The 17,336-nt window shown below is 49.5% G+C and carries 17 protein-coding genes; all 17 read left to right on the forward strand.

All coding sequences use genetic code 11. The features are described from left to right. Positions 1-22: 22 nt before the first annotated feature. Positions 23-472, forward strand: a complete 450-nt coding sequence (gene dtd, locus H9L42_RS04780; RefSeq protein ID WP_187302246.1) for a D-aminoacyl-tRNA deacylase — start codon at positions 23-25, stop codon at positions 470-472. Between the two features lie 14 nt (positions 473-486). Further along, positions 487-1,110, forward strand: a complete 624-nt coding sequence (locus H9L42_RS04785) for an MBL fold metallo-hydrolase (RefSeq protein ID WP_187302247.1) — start codon at positions 487-489, stop codon at positions 1,108-1,110. Beyond that, positions 1,097-2,458: a coproporphyrinogen dehydrogenase HemZ gene (gene hemZ, locus H9L42_RS04790; protein ID WP_187302248.1), complete on the forward strand. Its 1,362-nt coding sequence runs from the start codon at positions 1,097-1,099 to the stop codon at positions 2,456-2,458. Before H9L42_RS04785 ends, hemZ begins: the two co-directional genes overlap by 14 nt. Before the next feature lie 3 nt (positions 2,459-2,461). Further along, positions 2,462-3,715 carry a histidine--tRNA ligase gene (gene hisS / locus H9L42_RS04795; protein ID WP_187302249.1) on the forward strand — a complete coding sequence of 418 codons (1,254 nt, stop codon included), beginning with the start codon at positions 2,462-2,464 and terminating at the stop codon, positions 3,713-3,715. A gap of 9 nt (positions 3,716-3,724) precedes the next feature. Further along, complete coding sequence (gene aspS / locus H9L42_RS04800; protein ID WP_187302250.1) at positions 3,725-5,500, forward strand: aspartate--tRNA ligase; 1,776 nt, start codon at positions 3,725-3,727, stop codon at positions 5,498-5,500. After that, the gene (gene nadD / locus H9L42_RS04805; protein ID WP_187302251.1) at positions 5,497-6,105 is read left to right on the forward strand and encodes a nicotinate-nucleotide adenylyltransferase; all 609 of its coding nucleotides are present in this window, start codon (positions 5,497-5,499) and stop codon (positions 6,103-6,105) included. Before aspS ends, nadD begins: the two co-directional genes overlap by 4 nt. Continuing rightward, positions 6,092-6,658, forward strand: coding sequence for a bis(5'-nucleosyl)-tetraphosphatase (symmetrical) YqeK (gene yqeK / locus H9L42_RS04810; protein ID WP_187302413.1), 567 nt, complete (start codon positions 6,092-6,094; stop codon positions 6,656-6,658). Before nadD ends, yqeK begins: the two co-directional genes overlap by 14 nt. After that, complete coding sequence (rsfS, locus tag H9L42_RS04815; protein WP_187302252.1) at positions 6,648-6,992, forward strand: ribosome silencing factor; 345 nt, start codon at positions 6,648-6,650, stop codon at positions 6,990-6,992. Before yqeK ends, rsfS begins: the two co-directional genes overlap by 11 nt. A gap of 4 nt (positions 6,993-6,996) precedes the next feature. Beyond that, a complete protein-coding gene (gene leuS / locus H9L42_RS04820) occupies positions 6,997-9,462 on the forward strand; it encodes a leucine--tRNA ligase (RefSeq protein WP_465270648.1) in 2,466 nt (821 codons plus the stop codon). 53 nt (positions 9,463-9,515) lie between these two features. Further along, positions 9,516-11,207 (forward strand): ribonuclease J, encoded by a 1,692-nt coding sequence (locus H9L42_RS04825; RefSeq protein WP_187302254.1) that lies wholly within the window; start codon positions 9,516-9,518, stop codon positions 11,205-11,207. Between the two features lie 3 nt (positions 11,208-11,210). Next, the gene (locus H9L42_RS04830) at positions 11,211-11,576 is read left to right on the forward strand and encodes a YlbF/YmcA family competence regulator (protein ID WP_187302255.1); all 366 of its coding nucleotides are present in this window, start codon (positions 11,211-11,213) and stop codon (positions 11,574-11,576) included. Further along, on the forward strand, positions 11,566-12,264 hold the full coding sequence (locus H9L42_RS04835) for a M24 family metallopeptidase (RefSeq protein WP_187302256.1): 699 nt from the start codon (positions 11,566-11,568) through the stop codon (positions 12,262-12,264). The genes H9L42_RS04830 and H9L42_RS04835 overlap by 11 nt, the downstream gene beginning before the upstream one ends. A gap of 18 nt (positions 12,265-12,282) precedes the next feature. After that, positions 12,283-12,843, forward strand: a complete 561-nt coding sequence (gene efp, locus H9L42_RS04840; RefSeq protein WP_187302257.1) for an elongation factor P — start codon at positions 12,283-12,285, stop codon at positions 12,841-12,843. Positions 12,844-12,919: 76 nt separating this feature from the next. Next, a complete protein-coding gene (mltG, locus tag H9L42_RS04845) occupies positions 12,920-13,990 on the forward strand; it encodes an endolytic transglycosylase MltG (protein WP_207734918.1) in 1,071 nt (356 codons plus the stop codon). A 10-nt stretch (positions 13,991-14,000) separates the two neighbouring features. Then, on the forward strand, positions 14,001-14,660 hold the full coding sequence (locus H9L42_RS04850; RefSeq protein WP_187302258.1) for an O-methyltransferase: 660 nt from the start codon (positions 14,001-14,003) through the stop codon (positions 14,658-14,660). A gap of 1 nt (position 14,661) precedes the next feature. Beyond that, positions 14,662-15,891 (forward strand): peptidase U32 family protein, encoded by a 1,230-nt coding sequence (locus H9L42_RS04855; RefSeq protein ID WP_187302259.1) that lies wholly within the window; start codon positions 14,662-14,664, stop codon positions 15,889-15,891. Positions 15,892-15,894: 3 nt separating this feature from the next. Continuing rightward, positions 15,895-17,328: a hemolysin family protein gene (locus H9L42_RS04860; protein ID WP_187302260.1), complete on the forward strand. Its 1,434-nt coding sequence runs from the start codon at positions 15,895-15,897 to the stop codon at positions 17,326-17,328. The last annotated feature ends 8 nt before the right edge of the window (positions 17,329-17,336 follow it).

Genomic DNA, 17,336 nt, shown 5'->3' on the forward strand with positions numbered 1-17,336 from the left:
ATATAAAAGCAGGAGTATAAAGATGAGAGCAGTTGTGCAGAGAGTTACAGAAGGAGATGTCACGGTAGACGGAAACGTAACGGGCGCGATCCGGAACGGACTTGTCGTCCTTCTCGGAGTGGCGGAGGACGATATAGACGCGGACGCGGAATACATCGCGGGAAAAGTGGCAGGGCTCCGCGTATTTGAGGATGAAGACGGAAAGATGAATCGTTCGGTACAGGATATAGGCGGACAGATTCTGGCAATCTCCCAGTTCACGCTGCTGGGAGATGTGCGAAAAGGCAAACGCCCCAGCTTTACGAAAGCGGCGCCTCCCGAGGAGGCGGATCGCCTGTATCAGAAATTTATGGAGCTTCTGAAGCAGCAGGGACTTCCTGTGGAAGCCGGCGTCTTTCAGGCAGACATGCTCGTTCGAATTTATAACGATGGTCCGGTAACCATTTTGCTGGACAGCAAAAAAACATTCTAAGGAGAAGGAGATTTATGAAGATCATCAATATGCCCAGCGGACCGCTGGCAGTAAACACCTATCTGGCCTTTGACGAAGATACGAAAAAAGGATTTATTGTAGATCCGGGCGGATATAATCCGCAGCTGACACAGAGAATCGCAAGCGAAGGGCTTGACATTGAATATATTATACTGACCCATGGTCACAGTGACCATATCGGAGGCGTAAAGCAGCATAAGGAAGAGCTGCCTCACGCAAAGCTGGTCGCCGATGCCGCGGAAGTGCCGATGCTGGCGGACGCGGCAGCGAATATGAGTACTATGATGGGCGGGGCAGTCACCTTGACCCCGGACATTACGGTAAACGATGGAGATACGCTGCAGGTGGGGAACATGGAACTGAAATTCCTTCATACACCGGGCCATTCTCCGGGGGGTATGTGCATCGTGACCGGCAATGTCGTATTCAGCGGCGATACGCTCTTCTGCGCTTCCATCGGAAGAACGGATTTCCCGGGATGCTCCTTTAACGATCTGGCGGAGGCTATCCGCACAAAGCTGTATGTCCTGCCGGATGACACCCAGGTTCTGCCGGGCCACATGGGACCGACCACAATCGGCTATGAAAAGGAGAATAACCCATTTGTACGCCCTTAAACTGGAAAATGTAAAAAATCGGAATCTTTACGAGGAACTGATTAAACTGTTTCTCCCTCCTTCCCGGTACCGGATCTTTACGGACAGCGACGCGGAGATCCCGGAAGACGCGGTTATTTTCCGGGAAGAAGGCGATAAAGATGAGGTCAAGCGGCAGATTTACCAGTATCTGAACCAGCAGACCGGACTACGGCCAAAGTGGGGCATTCTCACAGGCATCCGTCCCGTAAAACTGGCTGGAGAGCTGTGCCGGAAGCTGGGAAGCGAAGAGGCCGCGGAAAACTATTTACAAGAAAAATATTATGTAAACAAGAAAAAGACAGAGCTTCTGCTGCGGCTTTACCGCGATCAGCAAAGGGAGCTTGGGGTTCCGGAGGAAAAATCGGCGGGAATCTATATCGGCATTCCTTTCTGCCCCACCAGATGTCTCTATTGTTCCTTTACGTCAAATCAGGCAGATCCGGAAGAGATGGAGCGATATCTGGAGGCGCTGTTTTCGGAAATCGCGTTTGTCGGGAGGAATATGCGCCGGGATGGGATTTTCGCGGAGTCGATCTACATAGGAGGTGGAACGCCTACTTCCCTGGACGCCGGACAGCTGGAAAGGCTGCTTTCCCAGATCCGGACCCACTTTGATCTGTCGCGGCTTCGGGAGTTTACTGTGGAAGCGGGAAGACCCGATACGGTGACGCAGGAAAAGCTGGAAGTCCTGCGTTCCTTCGGCGTGGATCGGATCAGTATTAATCCGCAGTCCATGCACGATAAAACCCTCGAAACCATTGGACGTTCCCACAGTACCCGGGATACCCTGCGGGCCTTCACGGCCGCGAGGAAAACAGGCGGCTTTCTCATCAATATGGATCTGATTGCCGGCCTTCCGGGAGAAACCACAGAGGATTTCGAAGACTCTCTGCGGAAGACAGCGGAGCTTATGCCGGATAATATCACTCTCCACACCCTGGCGGTCAAACGTTCCTCCAGGCTGAAAGAGATGGATGAGCATTTTCATTACCGGTTTCAGGAGCAGACCGAAGAAATGCTGGAAAAGGCAAGAGCCTTTCTTACGGAAAAGGGCTGGCGCCCCTATTATCTGTACCGCCAGAAGCATACGGCGGGAAGTACGGAAAATCTGGGATACTGCCGGGATCATTCCATGAGCGTGTATAATGTCCGCATTATGGAGGAGGCGCAGAGCATTATCGCCCTGGGCGCCGGAGGAATCACAAAAGTGTATTACCCGCGGGAAAACCGGCTGGAGCGGGTGCCGAACGTGTCAAATTATGAGATTTATATAGAACGCATTGAGGAAATGCTGGAGCGAAAGAGAAAGAATTTATTCAGGAGGTAAATCATGTTAACGAGCGCACCAAAAGGTACAAAGGATATATTACCGTCACAGGTGTACAAATGGCATTATGTCGAAAAAGCCTTCGCGGATCTTTGCGGCAGGTATGGATTTTCGGAAATCCGCACCCCGAGTTTTGAGCATACGGAACTGTTCGCCAGAGGCGTAGGCGATACCACCGATATTGTACAGAAGGAAATGTATACCTTTGAGGACTACGGAAAGAGAAGCATTACACTGAAACCGGAAGGGACTTCTCCGGTAGCCCGCGCCTTTGTGGAGCACAAAGCCTATGCCGATGTGCAGCCCACCAAATATTATTACAACACCCCTTGCTTCCGTTATGAAAAGCCTCAGTCCGGCCGTCTGCGGGCCTTTCACCAGTTCGGCGTGGAAGTGTTCGGCACCAGCGATATGATCGCGGACGCGGAAGTCATCTGCCTTGCCAACGATTTTCTGCAGGAACTGGGGATCAAAAACGTGGAATTGCAAATCAACAGTGTAGGATGTCCGGAATGCAGGAAAGCTCACAGAAAAGCTCTGCGGGATTTTCTGCGTCCAAAATACGATGAACTCTGCGACACCTGCAAAGACAGGTATGAAAGAAATCCGCTGCGGATTTTGGATTGTAAATCTCCGGTCTGCCAGGAGCTTGTAAAGGGCGCGCCGCTGATGATCGATTATCTGTGCGATGACTGTAAACAATCCTTTGAGCAGGTTCAGAAAAATCTTACCAGCATGGGGGTTGAATTTGTTGTTAATCCGGGAATCGTAAGAGGGCTGGATTATTATACAAAGACTGCCTTTGAATTTGTTACGACCAGTATCGGGGCACAGGGAACCGTCTGTGGAGGCGGCAGATACGATCATTTGATGGAGGAGCTGGGAGGACCGCCAATTCCCGGCGTAGGATTCGGTCTGGGAATCGAGCGTCTGCTCCTTACCATGGAGGCAAACGGAATCGAGATTCCTGAGCCGGACACGACGGAAGTGTTCATCGCGGTCATGGGAGATGAAGCAAAGGCCTTCGGGCTTAAGCTGCTGCACCAGCTGCGGCAGAAGGGCGTGCGGGCGGAAATGGACTCCCTTGCCCGAAATATCAAGGGACAGTTCAAATACGCCAACCGGATTCACGCCAAGAAAACCGTTGTAATCGGAGAAAACGAGCTGGCGGAAAAGAAAGTGTCCATCAAGGATATGGCGACCTCGGAGCAGAGGGAAGTGGATATGGACAATATTTTGCAGGAACTGATAAATTAGGAGACAAGAATGAGCGATATTTACAAGAAGACCCACATGTGCGGGGTTCTGACGGAAAAAAACATTGAGGAACAGGTTGTGCTGAACGGCTGGGTACAGAAAAGAAGAAACCTGGGAGGCCTGATTTTCTGCGACATCCGGGATAAAACCGGAATCGTGCAGGTTGTGTTCAACGATAAAATTCCTCAGGAGCTGTTTGAAAAGGCGGACCGGCTGCGCAGCGAGTACGTTGTGGGAGTAAAGGGGATCGTAAAAGAGCGGGAATCCAAAAATCCGGATCTTGCTACCGGCGGGATTGAAGTGTTCGCGGAGGATCTGGTAATCTACTCGGAAGCGGATACGCCGCCGATTTACATTAAAGACGATGATAACGTAGATGACAATCTGCGTCTGAAATATCGGTATCTGGATCTGAGAAAGCATAAAATGCAGCAGAACCTGACCTTCCGCCACAAGCTGACCAAGCTGGCGAGAGATTATTTTGACAGCCAGGGATTTACGGAAGTGGAAACGCCTATGATGATCAAATCCACGCCGGAAGGGGCGAGAGACTATCTGGTTCCCAGCCGGGTAAGCCCGGGAAGCTTTTACGCGCTGCCTCAGTCACCGCAGATGTACAAGCAGCTGCTGATGGTTGCGGGTACGGATCGGTATATGCAGATCGTAAAATGCTTCCGTGACGAGGATCTGCGCGCGGATCGGCAGCCGGAATTTACGCAGATCGACCTGGAAATGTCCTTTGTGGATCAGGACGATGTCATCGAGATTCAGGAAGGCTTTCTGAAACGGGTTTTTAAAGAACTGATGAACATTGAGATTGAAACGCCCTTTCCGCGGATTTCCTATCAGGAAGCCATGGAACGCTACGGGAGCGATAAACCGGACACCCGGTTCGGCTTTGAGCTTAAGAAATTAAACGATATTGTTTCCGGATGCGAATTCAAAGTCTTTACCGACGCCCTGGCGGCGGGAGGCGATGTGCGGGGAATCTGTATTACCGGAGGCGCGTCTCAGTATACGAGAAAGAAAATCGACAAACTGACGGAAGCGGTAAAAAGTTACGGCGCCAAAGGCATGGTATGGATCAAGATAGAAGAAGATAAGATCGCTTCTTCCGTAAACAAGTTCTTCTCCCCGGAAGAACTGGGAAAGATCGCGAATGTCTTTGAGGCGAAGGCAGGAGATCTGATTCTGATCATTTCTGATAAAAAACAAGTGGTTTTCGACAGCTTAGGATTCCTGCGCCGCCACATTGCCGGGGAAATGGGACTTTTAGACGATCACCAGTACAACCTTCTCTGGGTAGTGGACTTTCCACTCTATGAGTACGATGAGGAAACAGGCGAGTATCACGCGAAGCATCATCCGTTTACGTCTCCGAATCCGGAGGATCTGGATCGGCTGGAAAGCGATCCCGGAAGTGTCAAGGCGCAGGCCTATGACATTGTGTTAAACGGCGTGGAGCTGGGCGGAGGCAGTATCCGTATCCATGATCGGAATCTGCAGGAGAGAATGTTCAGAGTGCTGGGATTATCCCAGGAAGAAATTGACGAAAAGTTCGGGTTCCTTGTGGAAGCCTTCAAATACGGCGCGCCGCCTCACGGCGGACTTGCTTACGGCCTCGACCGGCTGGTAATGCTGCTGACTCACCAGAGCAGCATTCGGGAAGTCATCGCCTTCCCAAAGAATCAGGCGGCTCAGTGCATGGTAAGCCAGGCGCCTTCGCCGGTCAGCGAAGAGCAGCTGGCGGAACTGGGAATCCGGCTTGAAAAGACAGAGGAATGAAACGAATCGGAATTTTAGGCGGGACCTTTGATCCCATACACAACGGACATATTGGTCTGGCGGAGGATGCCATGGAGCAGGCGGGGCTTGCTAAGGTCATTCTCATTCCCGCCAGGCTGCAGCCTTTCAAATTAGATAAACAGATAACCGAAGGGAATTACAGGCTGGAAATGGCGAAGCTTGCGGCAGCCCCGATAAAAGGCTTGGAGGTCTCTGACTACGAGCTGCGGCATGATAGTATTTCCTACACTTATAAAACATTGCGGGCTATGGTTTTGGAGGAAGGGCTGGAAAAAAAATCCTGTCTGTATTTTATCACCGGAACAGACGCGTTTTTGAAGGTTTCCACTTGGAAACACGCAGAAGAGATGCTCCGAAATTATTCCTTCGCGGTAGGCTCACGTCCTGGGTACCGGGACGCGGAACTCGACCAGTGTATAGAGCGTCTTAAAACCGTCTATAATACAGATATTGTAAAAATCGAAAACCGGAAGCGGGATATTTCCGCCACCGAAATCCGGCATCGGCTGGAAGGAGGAAAGAGTCTGTCCGGTCTGGTTCCGGAAGCAGTAGAAAGGTACATTGAAGAACATGGACTCTATTGAGACTTATATTAAAAAGAATCTGTCGGAGAAACGCAGAAAACATGTATACGGGGTCGTCCATACGGCTCAGAAGCTGGCAGGGCAGTACGGATGCGATCGGGAAAAAGCAAAGCTCGCGGCCTTGTTTCACGATATGTTCCGCAGTACGCCTGTCGATGTGCTGAATATGTACGTACGGCAGCTGGAGATGGATCCGGTTTATCTGGACAACGCTAATCTGGCTCACGGACCGATTGCGGCAAAGATTATGAAACGGGATTACGGTATTACCGATCCGGATCTGTTGAACGCGGTAAGGTATCATACCACCGGAAGGGCAGGAATGTCTCTTTTGGAAAAGGTGCTTTATCTTGCCGACGCTATCGAGCCGGGGAGGAATTATCCGGGGGTGGAAGAGATAAGAAAACGAGCGGAAACCTCGCTGGATGACGCCTGTCTGCTTTCGATGGAACGTTCCATCCGGTATATAGAAGAAAGGGGATTGTTTCTCCACGAAGATACGATAAAAGCGCGAGAGGATTTAAAAAAGAAGGGAGAAAAAAATGGATTGTAAGGACATGGCACTTTTTGCGGCAAACGTCCTGGACAACAAGAAAGCCAGAGATATTGTAGCGATTCATATCGGCAGCAAGGCAGCCTTTGCCGATTATATGGTACTCGCTTCCGGCGGAAGCGAGCGGCAGGTCGGTACTTTGTGCGACGAACTGGAAGAGCAGTTTGAAAAAGAGGGCGTCTTTGTAAAAAGCATTGAGGGAAAGAAGACCTCCGGCTGGATATTGATGGACTACGGTGATATTATTGTAAACCTGCTGACCGTCGAGATGCGGGAAAAATATAATATCGAAAAAGTCTGGGGAGACTGCGAATTTTTAAACCTGGAGGATTAAGATGATAGAAAAATACGATTTTGCTGAGATTGAAAAGAAATGGCAGAAAAAATGGAAGGATGCCGATATCTTCAAGACAACAGAAGATGAGAGCAAAGAAAAATACTATGTTCTGGAAATGTTCCCATACCCGTCCGGAAAATTACATATGGGGCATGTGCGGAACTATTCCATCGGTGATGTCATTGCCAGATTTAAAACCATGAAGGGTTTTAATGTACTGCATCCTATGGGATGGGACTCTTTCGGCCTTCCCGCGGAAAACGCTGCCATCAAGCACGGCGCCGCTCCCAGCGAATGGACCTGGAACAACATCAACGAAATGCGGGATCAGCTGGCGGAGCTGGGGCTTTCCTATGACTGGGACCGGGAAGTGGCTACCTGTCACCCGGATTATTACAAATGGATGCAGTGGATCTTTATCCAGTTTTACAACAAGGGCCTTGCCTATAAAAAGGAAAACCCGGTAAACTGGTGTCCGAGCTGCCAGACGGTGCTTGCCAACGAACAGGTAGTAGACGGAAAATGCGAACGCTGCGGCGCGGAAGTAGGGAAAAAAGAACTTTCCCAGTGGTACTTTAAAATTACCGATTATGCCGAACGTCTGCTTTCCAACCTGGAAAAGCTGCCGGGCTGGCCGGACAAGGTCAAGACTATGCAGAAGAATTGGATCGGCAAGAGCATCGGCGCGGAAGTCACCTTTGAGATTGAGGGATTTGACAAGGGTCTGGATATTTTCACAACCCGCCCGGATACCCTCTATGGGGTAACCTACATGGTTCTGGCGCCGGAGCACCCGTATGTGAAGGAACTGACCGCGGGAACACAGTACGAGCCGGCAGTGGCCGCGTATCTGGATAGGGTGCAGCACATGACCGACATTGAACGGACTTCCACGACAAATGAAAAGACCGGTGAATTTATCGGAAGATACGCGATCAATCCGGTGAACGGAAAGAAAGTGCCGATCTATATTTCCGACTATGTTCTGATGGATTACGGAACGGGAGCCATTATGGCGGTACCGGCCCATGACCAGAGAGACTTTGAGTTCGCCAAAAAGTTCGGACTGGATATCATTCCTGTTGTGGATACGGACGATCCGGAGATCGACGTTTACAACCTGAAAGAAGCCTTTGCTGCCGAAGGCAATATGATCAACTCGGAAATGTTTACCGGCATGAACAACAAAGAAGCGATCGTCAAAATCATCGATTATCTGGAGGAAAAGGGAATCGGCAAAAAGTCCATTAATTACCGCCTTCGCGACTGGCTGATTTCCAGACAGCGGTACTGGGGAACTCCGATTCCGATGATCTACTGCGACTCCTGCGGCTGGGTTCCGGAAAAAGAAGAAAACCTTCCGGTTCTGCTGCCGACGGACGTAGAGTTTACCGGAAAGGGTGAATCTCCGCTGACCACCAGCAAGACCTTTGCCCACGCGGTCTGCCCGAAGTGCGGAAAGCCTGCGAGAAGGGAAATGGATACCATGGATACCTTCCTGGACTCTTCCTGGTATTTTCTGCGCTACTGCGACGCTAAAAATGACAAGGAAGCCTTTAATCTGGACAAGGTGAAATACTGGATGAGTGTGGATCAGTACATCGGCGGCGTGGAGCACGCGATTCTGCATCTGATGTACGCCCGGTTCTTCCAGATGGCTCTTTACGATCTGGGACTTGTCAATACCGAGGAACCGTTTATCAACCTGCTGACCCAGGGCATGGTAATCAAAGATGGCAAGAAGATGTCCAAATCCATCGGAAACGTCGTAAGCCCAGCGGAAATCATTGAAAAATATGGCGCGGACACGGCGAGGCTTTTCATTTTGTTCGCGGCTCCTCCGGAAAGGGAACTGGATTGGTCCGACAAGGGCGTAGAGGGAAGCTACCGCTTCTTAAACCGCGTACACAGGCTGGTCTTTGAATTCGCGGAACAATGCAAAAACGCGCCTGCGGAATACAAGTTGGAAAACAAGGCGGATAAGGAGCTTGCCTACGCTATGAACTATACCATCAAAAAGGTATCCGATGATGTGGGCGGAAGATTTAATTTTAATACCGCCATCAGCTCGATTATGGAGCTGGTAAACGAAATGTATAAATACAAAGAAGGAACCATCAACCAGGGGCTCTTTAAGGCAGCGATCGAAAACCTGGTGCTGGTACTGTCTCCGTTTACTCCTCATATCTGCGAAGAAATGTGGGAGCATCTGGGACACGACACCTTTATCTATAGCGAAGCCTGGCCGGTATGCGACGAAAGCGCGCTGGTGCGCGATACCATTGAAATCGTCGTGCAGATTAACGGAAAAGTAAAAGAAAAGATGGATATACCGGCAGGACTTGGAAAAGACGAACTGGAAAAGCTGGCTATGGAAAATGAAAAAGTACAGAAATTAACGAGCGGCAAGAACGTTGTAAAAGTAATTGCAGTGCCAGGAAAACTTGTTAATATTGTCGTAAAATAACATTTCTCAGCTTTTCTTGAAAAACGAAAAGAAAGAAGAGAGAACGAAAATAAATGAGAACGAAACAACAGAATAAAAACAATAACCGGGGCGGGGCGCCGATTAAAATCATCCCACTTGGCGGATTAAAAGAGATCGGAAAAAACATGACGGTTTTAGAGTACAGGGATGAGATCCTGATTATCGACTGCGGTCTGTCTTTTCCGGATGACGATATGTTCGGCATTGATATGGTTATTCCGGATTTTGACTATCTGATTCAGAACCGCAAAAAGATCAAGGGAATGGTTATCACTCACGGACACGAAGATCATATCGGGGCGATTCCTTATCTTCTGAAAGAACTGAATGTCCCGATTTACGGAACGCGTTTTCCTCTGGGTCTGATCGAAAACAAACTCAAGGAGCATGGTCTGAAGGGAAGGCTTCATCCAATCAAAGCGGGACAGAAATTCAGGCTCGGAGTATTTGAAGTGGAAACCATCCGCATCACCCACTCTATCGCGGATTCTATCTGCCTGTGCATCAATACGCCGGCAGGTCGGATTTTCCACACCGGCGACTTTAAGATCGACTATACGCCGGTAGACGGCGAGACCCTGGACTTCGCCAGGCTGGCGGAGCTGGGCTCAAAGGGCGTGCTGCTGATGATGGCAGACAGCACCAACGCGACGAGAAAAGGCTACACAGAATCAGAACGGGTGGTAGGGCGCACCCTGGAAGGAATTTTCCGTCGTTCCCAGACGAGAATCATCATTGCTACTTTTTCTTCCAATGTTCACAGACTGCAGAAGATCATTGACATCGCGGTTCTGTGCAAACGAAAAGTAGCGGTTTCGGGCCGCAGTATGGTCAATGTGGTGGAACTGGCACAGCAGCTGGGATACATTAAAATCCCCGCCAACGTACTGGTAGACATTAACAAGATCCGCAGCATCCCGGACAAGGAACTGGTTATTATCACCACAGGAAGCCAGGGAGAGCCTATGTCGGCTCTGGCGCGGATGGCAACCTCGGAGCATAAGGCTGTGAAAATAAAGAAAGGGGACATGGTAATCCTTTCGTCAACGCCGGTACCGGGAAATGAAAAAACCGTATCCAATGTTGTCAACCGCCTCTTTGAAAAGGGAGCGGAGGTCATTTATTCGGATATCGCCGATACTCACGTATCCGGTCATGCTTGCCAGGAAGAACTGAAGCTGATGCATTCGCTGATCCGGCCGCAGTTTTTCATGCCGGTACACGGAGAATACCGGCATCTGAAACGGCACGCGGAAATCGCTCAGTCCCTGGGTATGCCGGAAAATCGGATTTTCATCCTGGAAAACGGAGACGAACTGGATGTCAACCGCAGACAGGCGAAGATTGTAAAAGGCGTTGCCGACGCGGAAGGTGTCATGGTAGACGGCCTTGGGGTCGGAGATGTGGGGAATATCGTCCTGCGGGACAGAAGGCTCCTTTCCGAATCCGGACTGATCATCGTGGTTGCCGCCATCGACCGGGCAAACAACCGGGTTTCCTCCGGACCGGATATTATATCCAGAGGATTTGTCTATGTGCGTGAAAACGAAAAGCTGATTGATGAAGCCTGCGATCTGGCCGCTGATATTCTGGAGCGGTGCTGCAGGAAGAATGTACGAGACTGGAACGCGATGAAAACCGCGGTAAGAGACGGGCTGAAAACCTTTATTTACAATAAGACTATGAGAAGCCCGGTCATTCTGCCGATATTTTTGGAGGTATAAGAAATGAATGTATATGATGAAGCCCACAAGCTGACTCAGGCGATTCGGGAATCGGAAGAGTACAAGCAGTATCAGGCGATCAAAGAAAAAGTAAAGGAAAATCCTCAGTTGGAAGCGAGTCTCAATGACTTTAAATCCAAGCAGCTTGCCCTGCAGGCGGGACAGATGATGGGACAGCAGATGGATCAGGAGGCAATGGCGCAGATCCAGAGCCTTTACACCATCCTGGCGCAGGACCCGTTGGCAGCGGAATATTTGCAGTGTGAAATGCGATTTTCCCTGATGATCAATGATGTATATCAGATTCTGTCAGAAGTAATCGACCTGGGGATTAAAGGAATGGGCGGTGATGCTGCAAATGGCAACTAATATGATAAAGACTCCGGAAGAACTTTTAAAAATCATGAAGGCGGAAGCCATGGGAGACATCTGTTTCTCCCATATCCTGGAGTTTATGAAGGTGGGGATGACGGAAATTCAGGTAGCGGACGAAATCGAGAGGGTGCTTTTGGCGCTGGGCGCGGAAGGGCTGTCTTTTCCTACCATCTGTGTATCCGGAAGCCGTACGGAATTCCCCCACGGAGAGCCTACGGATAAGGTCATTGAGGAAGGCGATCTGGTGACCATTGATATGGGGGCGGTAGTGGAAGGCTACTGCGGCGATATGACTAGAACCGTAGCCATGGGCGCGGTTACCGATGAGCAGATGGAAGTCTACGATATTGTTCTGCGTTCGCAGAAAGCGGGACTTGAGGCGGTAAAGGCGGGAGTACGCTGTTTTGACGTAGACAAGGTATGCCGCGATATCATCGAAGAGGCCGGATATGGAGCGTATTATATTCACGGCACCGGTCACGGAGTGGGAACGGAAGTTCACGAATCGCCGACGCTGAACACAAAGAGTGAGGAAGTACTGGCGGAATACATGCCGGTCACCGTCGAACCGGGTATTTATCTTCCGGGAAAATTCGGAGTACGCATTGAGGACTTGGCAATCGTAACAGACTTTGGTATAATAAATACAACTAAGTCTGAAAAAGAATTAATAATACTATAATAAGAAAGGTCGAAATTTATGATTTACGCAGGTGATTTTAAAAAAGGCATTACATTTGAAATTAACGGAGAGCCGCATGTTGTTTTAGACTTTCAGCATGTAAAGCCGGGAAAGGGTGCCGCTTTTGTAAGAACTAAATACAAGAACATTCTTACCGGAGCTACCAGGGAAGAAGCGTTCAATCCGAACGACAAGTTCCCGAAGGCGCATATCGAAACCAAGACCATGCAGTACCTCTATAATGACGGAGAACTTTACTACTTCATGGATCCGGAAACCTATGATCAGATTCCGCTTTCCTACGAACAGGTAGAGGACGCCATGAAATATCTGAGAGAAAATGATGAAGCAACCATTAAATTTTATAAAGGAAACGCCTTCCTTGTGGAAGCTCCCAACTTTGTGGACTTAAAGGTTATCGAAACGGAGCCGGGCGTAAAAGGCGACACCGCTACGAATGTAACCAAAGCCGCCACCGTGGAAACCGGAGCGGTCGTTCACGTTCCTATTTTCATTGAAGAAGGCGAAACCATCCAGATTGACACAAGAACCGGAGAGTATCTGGGACGATCCAAATAAGGGCACTGAAGGCAGAGGGACGTGGCAGCGTCCCTTTGTATGTATCCAGTAACGATTGCAGAAGAAAGGAAACTAAATGAGCGAAACGAGCCAGAAAAAGAAGCGGGGAATGAAGACGCTTCTTCTGATTCTGCTCCTGGTAGTGATTGTTCTGGCCGGAGCATTGTTTTTTTATGTACATGGCATTTCCGCGGCTGATCCGGGGAATAAGGAAAAAATTCAGATCACGGTTGAGCCGGGAACCGGCGCGCTGCAGATTCTGAATCAGCTGGATGAGGCGGGGCTTGTCAACAATACCATGTGCGGGAAAATTTTTGTCCGCCTTTCCTCGCCGGAAGAGATTCAGGCGAATACCTATATTCTGAACAAAAGCATGACGCTGACAGAAATCTTCGACGCTATGAATACGGGAAACCCCAAATATATTTCCCAGTCAAAGTTCACTGTAATTGAGGGCGCTACGATTCCGCAGGCTGCGGAGGCCATTGCCAAAGAATCCGGCCTTTCAGAGGAGGAAATTCTTGAAAAATGGTCCGATCGCGATTATTTGAATAAGCTGATCGATCAGTACTGGTTCCTGACCGATGATATTTTGAATAAAGACATTAAATACCCGCTGGAAGGATATCTTTATCCGGAAACGTATTTCCTGGACAGCGAAGATCCGGATATCGAGGAGATTACCGCCTCCATGCTGGACAAGACCGATGAGGTTCTGACTCCACTGAAGGATGAAATCTCCAACAAACTGGATATGAGCGTTCATGAGTTCCTCTCTTTCGCGTCGATTGTGGAGCGGGAATCCCTCTTTGAGGATGACCGTCCTATGATCGCGGGCGTGTTTAAAAACCGTCTGGATCAGAATATGGCGCTCCAGAGCGACATTACGGTAAACTACGCGCTGGATAAAACCGGCGTAAACGTTTCAATTGCCGATACACAGGTGGACTCCAAATATAATACGTATAAGTACAAGGGACTTCCGGTAGGGCCAATCTGCGCGGTGCCGGAACGGACTATGGAGGACTGTATCAATTATGAACCAAATGACTATCTGTTTTTCTTCGCGACGGAAGACGGAGACGTTCTGTATTCAAAAACCTACGAAGAACATCAGAAAGTCGTAGAAGAAAACAGATGGTATTAAAGCAATATCCATGAATATTATAAATGACAAAGTTACAGATTATATCAACGGGTTGTACCGGCCTCTGAATGGGGAACTGGAGGCGATCCGGGAAGCCGCGGAACGGGAGCATGTTCCGATTATCCTGCGGGATACGGAGACGCTGCTCCTTTCCCTTATCCGGCTGAAACGGCCATCCAGAATCCTGGAAATCGGCACCGCGGTCGGATATTCGGCAGCTTGTATGGCCCTGGCCTGTGAAAACTGCCGGGTTGTAACCATCGAATCCGATTCCGGGATGGAGCGGCGCGCGCGGAGCAATATTCGTAGGCTGGGACTGGACGAAAGAATTCAGGTTCTGCAGGGAAAGGCTCAGGAACTTTTAGACGGGGAACTTTTCAGGAATGCTCCGGAACCTTACGATTTAGTTTTTATCGACGCGGCAAAGAGCCATTACCGGACCTTCTGGGAAAAAACGGTTCCTTTATGCGGCGCCGGAGCCATCATCCTTTGTGATAATGTTTTGATGAGAGGCACGACGGTTTCCGAAGAATATGATCCAAAGAATAAATTCAGGACCAGTATCCGCAGAATGCGGGAATTCCTCGCTTTTCTGTCGGAAACACAAATCGCGGACACTTCGATCCTCCCAGTGGGGGACGGGGTTTCCATCAGTATTTTGAAAGGATAGAATGGATAAAATAGAATTACTCGCTCCGGCAGGAGACTTGGAAAAACTGAAAACAGCCGTGGATTACGGAGCGGACGCCGTTTATTTTGGCGGCGAGCTGTTCAGCCTGCGGGCAGGCGCGGGAAATCTGACAATCCCGCAGATGGAGGAGGGGATTGCCTACGCCCACGCGCGGAATGTCCGCTGTTATCTGACGCTGAACATCTTTGCGCATAATGAGGATATTCTTCCTCTGGAGGATTATCTGATTAAAATCAAGGCCCTGGATATAGACGCGTTCATCGTGTCGGATCCAGGTATTATGCTGATGATCCGGGAGGTAATGCCTCAGGCGGAAATTCACCTTTCCACCCAGGCCAATATGACCAATTATAAGACGGCCCGGTTCTGGCAGCAGCAGGGCGTAAAAAGGATCGTTTTGGCAAGAGAGCTGACCTTTGAAGAAATCCGTCTGCTGCGGCAAAAGCTGCCGGAGGAAATGGAGCTTGAGGCTTTCGTGCAGGGGGCGATGTGTATTTCCTATTCCGGGAGATGTCTTTTGAGCAATTTTATGATCGAGAGGGACGCCAACCGGGGACAGTGCGCCCATCCCTGCCGCTGGAAATACGCTCTGGTGGAAGAACAGCGACCGGGCGAATATTACCCGGTGGAGGAAGACGAGCGCGGCACCTATATTCTCAATTCCCGGGATCTGTGCATGATTGAGCACATTCCGGAGTTGGTATCCGCAGGGGTAGCCTCTGCCAAGATCGAAGGAAGGATGAAAAGCAGCTTTTATGTCGCGACGATTGTAGGCGCGTACCGGAAAGCCATTGACGCTTATTACGAAGATCCACAGCGCTATGTATTCCGGGAGGAATGGATGCGCGAACTGAAAAAAGTCAGCCACCGGGAATTTACAACCGGATTTTACTTTAATCAGCCGACCAACAAAGATCAGAACTACCAGACCAGCGCATATACGAGAGAGTATAGCTTTATCGGCGTAGTCAGGAGTTATGATCCGGATACAAAGATGGCGGTTGTGGAACAGAGGAATAAGATGACCGTAGGGGAGGAAATTGAAGTGTTCGGCCCTTACACAGATTATTTTTCTCAAAAACTGGAGGTGCTTTTAGATGAGGAAGGAAATCCCATCGAGTCGGCGCCTCATCCGCAGCAGATTCTCCAGATTAAAATGGAACGTCCTGTTTCGGAAAATTTTATGTTACGAAAACGAAAGGAGCAATAAAGAATGTCAGGTTCTGACCCCGGGTCGCCGTTAGCGGTCCAATTTATACTGTTATTTGTCTTAATTTTAATCAATGCCTTTTTCGCGGCCGCGGAAATGGCTGTCGTTTCTGTCAATAAAAATAAAATTAAAGTTCTGGCGCAGGAAGGAAACAAAAAAGCCGCCGCTGTGCAGAAACTCTTGGAAGATTCTAATTCCTTTCTATCAACGATCCAAATCGCTATTACGCTGGCGGGATTTCTATCCAGCGCGGCGGCGGCGGTAGGTCTGTCGGATCGGATGGCGGGCGTGCTGATCCGCATCGGAATTGCCGAGTCCGTAGCAACGGAAGTGGCAGTTGTAGTTGTAACCATAATCTTGTCTTATGTAACCCTGGTGCTGGGAGAACTGTACCCGAAGAGACTCGCGCTTCAACATTCGGAAAGCATCGCCATGTTTGTGGTTCGTCCGATTAACGCCATCGCGTTTATCTCAAAACCTTTCGTATGGTTTCTTTCCGCTTCGGTCAACGCGGTGCTGAAGCTTACAAGACAGAAGGTGGATATGGATGATGAGGAGTTTTCCGAGGATGAAGTGATGTCTATGCTGGAGGTGGGCCGGGAAAGCGGCGTGCTGAAGGAAGAAGGACAGAAGATGATCAACAGTATCTTTGAATTTGACGACAAGCTGGCCTATGAAATTATGACGCCGAGAACGGAAGTGTTCTCCATTGATATCAACGATCCCATGGAAGAATATATCGATCAGCTGATGGAACTGCGCTACTCCCGGATCCCGGTTTACGATGACGACAGTGATAAGATCATCGGAATTCTCAACATCAAGGATTATCTGATCAAGGCAAGGGAGGAGGGCTTTGATAATGTGGACATTGCCAGCATTATCCGCAAACCGTTCTTTGTGCCGGAGACGAAAAATATTGACGCCCTCTTTTACGAGCTGCAGAAGACCCGGCAGCAGATCGCGATCCTCATCGACGAATACGGAGGCTTTTCCGGTATTGTTACCATGGAAGACATTGTGGAAGAGGTCATGGGCGATATTGATGACGAATACGACGAGGAAGAGCCGGAAATCGAGAAGATCGACGATCATACCTATATCGTGGACGGCGCTACGGATCTGGATGATTTGAACGAGGAACTGGGAACAGATCTGGAATCGGAAAACAGTGAAACCATCGGCGGCTTTATCATCGACATTCTGGGAGAAATTCCGGATGAGGACGAGGATGAGGAACGGGTGGTAGAGTATGAAAACTATGTGTTCCGCATTGAATCCGTAAAAGATCGCCGGATTGAAAAGGTCAAGCTGTATATTATGCCGAAAAAAGAGGAGCCGGAGGAAGACGAAAGCGAAGAGAAAGAATCGCGAAAAGAAAGACGGGAAAAAGAGAAGAAAGAGAAAGAAAAGGCTGAGGAAGCGTCAGAAGACTAAAAAGCGCG

The sequence above is a fragment of the Zhenpiania hominis genome (assembly GCF_014333425.1).
In the GTDB taxonomy this organism is placed as follows: Bacteria; Bacillota; Clostridia; order Peptostreptococcales; family Anaerovoracaceae; genus Hominibacterium; species Hominibacterium hominis.

Bases quoted from the DNA above. Each gene is read 5' to 3' on its own strand.
- mltG (WP_207734918.1), top strand. From the start codon at position 12,920: ATGAGCGAAACGAGCCAGAAAAAGAAGCGGGGAATGAAGACGCTTCTT.
- nadD (WP_187302251.1), top strand. From the start codon at position 5,497: ATGAAACGAATCGGAATTTTAGGCGGGACCTTTGATCCCATACACAAC.
- H9L42_RS04860 (WP_187302260.1), top strand. From the start codon at position 15,895: ATGTCAGGTTCTGACCCCGGGTCGCCGTTAGCGGTCCAATTTATACTG.
- H9L42_RS04830 (WP_187302255.1), top strand. From the start codon at position 11,211: ATGAATGTATATGATGAAGCCCACAAGCTGACTCAGGCGATTCGGGAA.
- yqeK (WP_187302413.1), top strand. From the start codon at position 6,092: ATGGACTCTATTGAGACTTATATTAAAAAGAATCTGTCGGAGAAACGC.
- H9L42_RS04835 (WP_187302256.1), top strand. From the start codon at position 11,566: ATGGCAACTAATATGATAAAGACTCCGGAAGAACTTTTAAAAATCATG.
- dtd (WP_187302246.1), top strand. From the start codon at position 23: ATGAGAGCAGTTGTGCAGAGAGTTACAGAAGGAGATGTCACGGTAGAC.
- hisS (WP_187302249.1), top strand. From the start codon at position 2,462: ATGTTAACGAGCGCACCAAAAGGTACAAAGGATATATTACCGTCACAG.
- H9L42_RS04825 (WP_187302254.1), top strand. From the start codon at position 9,516: ATGAGAACGAAACAACAGAATAAAAACAATAACCGGGGCGGGGCGCCG.
- H9L42_RS04850 (WP_187302258.1), top strand. From the start codon at position 14,001: ATGAATATTATAAATGACAAAGTTACAGATTATATCAACGGGTTGTAC.
- H9L42_RS04785 (WP_187302247.1), top strand. From the start codon at position 487: ATGAAGATCATCAATATGCCCAGCGGACCGCTGGCAGTAAACACCTAT.
- efp (WP_187302257.1), top strand. From the start codon at position 12,283: ATGATTTACGCAGGTGATTTTAAAAAAGGCATTACATTTGAAATTAAC.
- aspS (WP_187302250.1), top strand. From the start codon at position 3,725: ATGAGCGATATTTACAAGAAGACCCACATGTGCGGGGTTCTGACGGAA.
- H9L42_RS04855 (WP_187302259.1), top strand. From the start codon at position 14,662: ATGGATAAAATAGAATTACTCGCTCCGGCAGGAGACTTGGAAAAACTG.
- rsfS (WP_187302252.1), top strand. From the start codon at position 6,648: ATGGATTGTAAGGACATGGCACTTTTTGCGGCAAACGTCCTGGACAAC.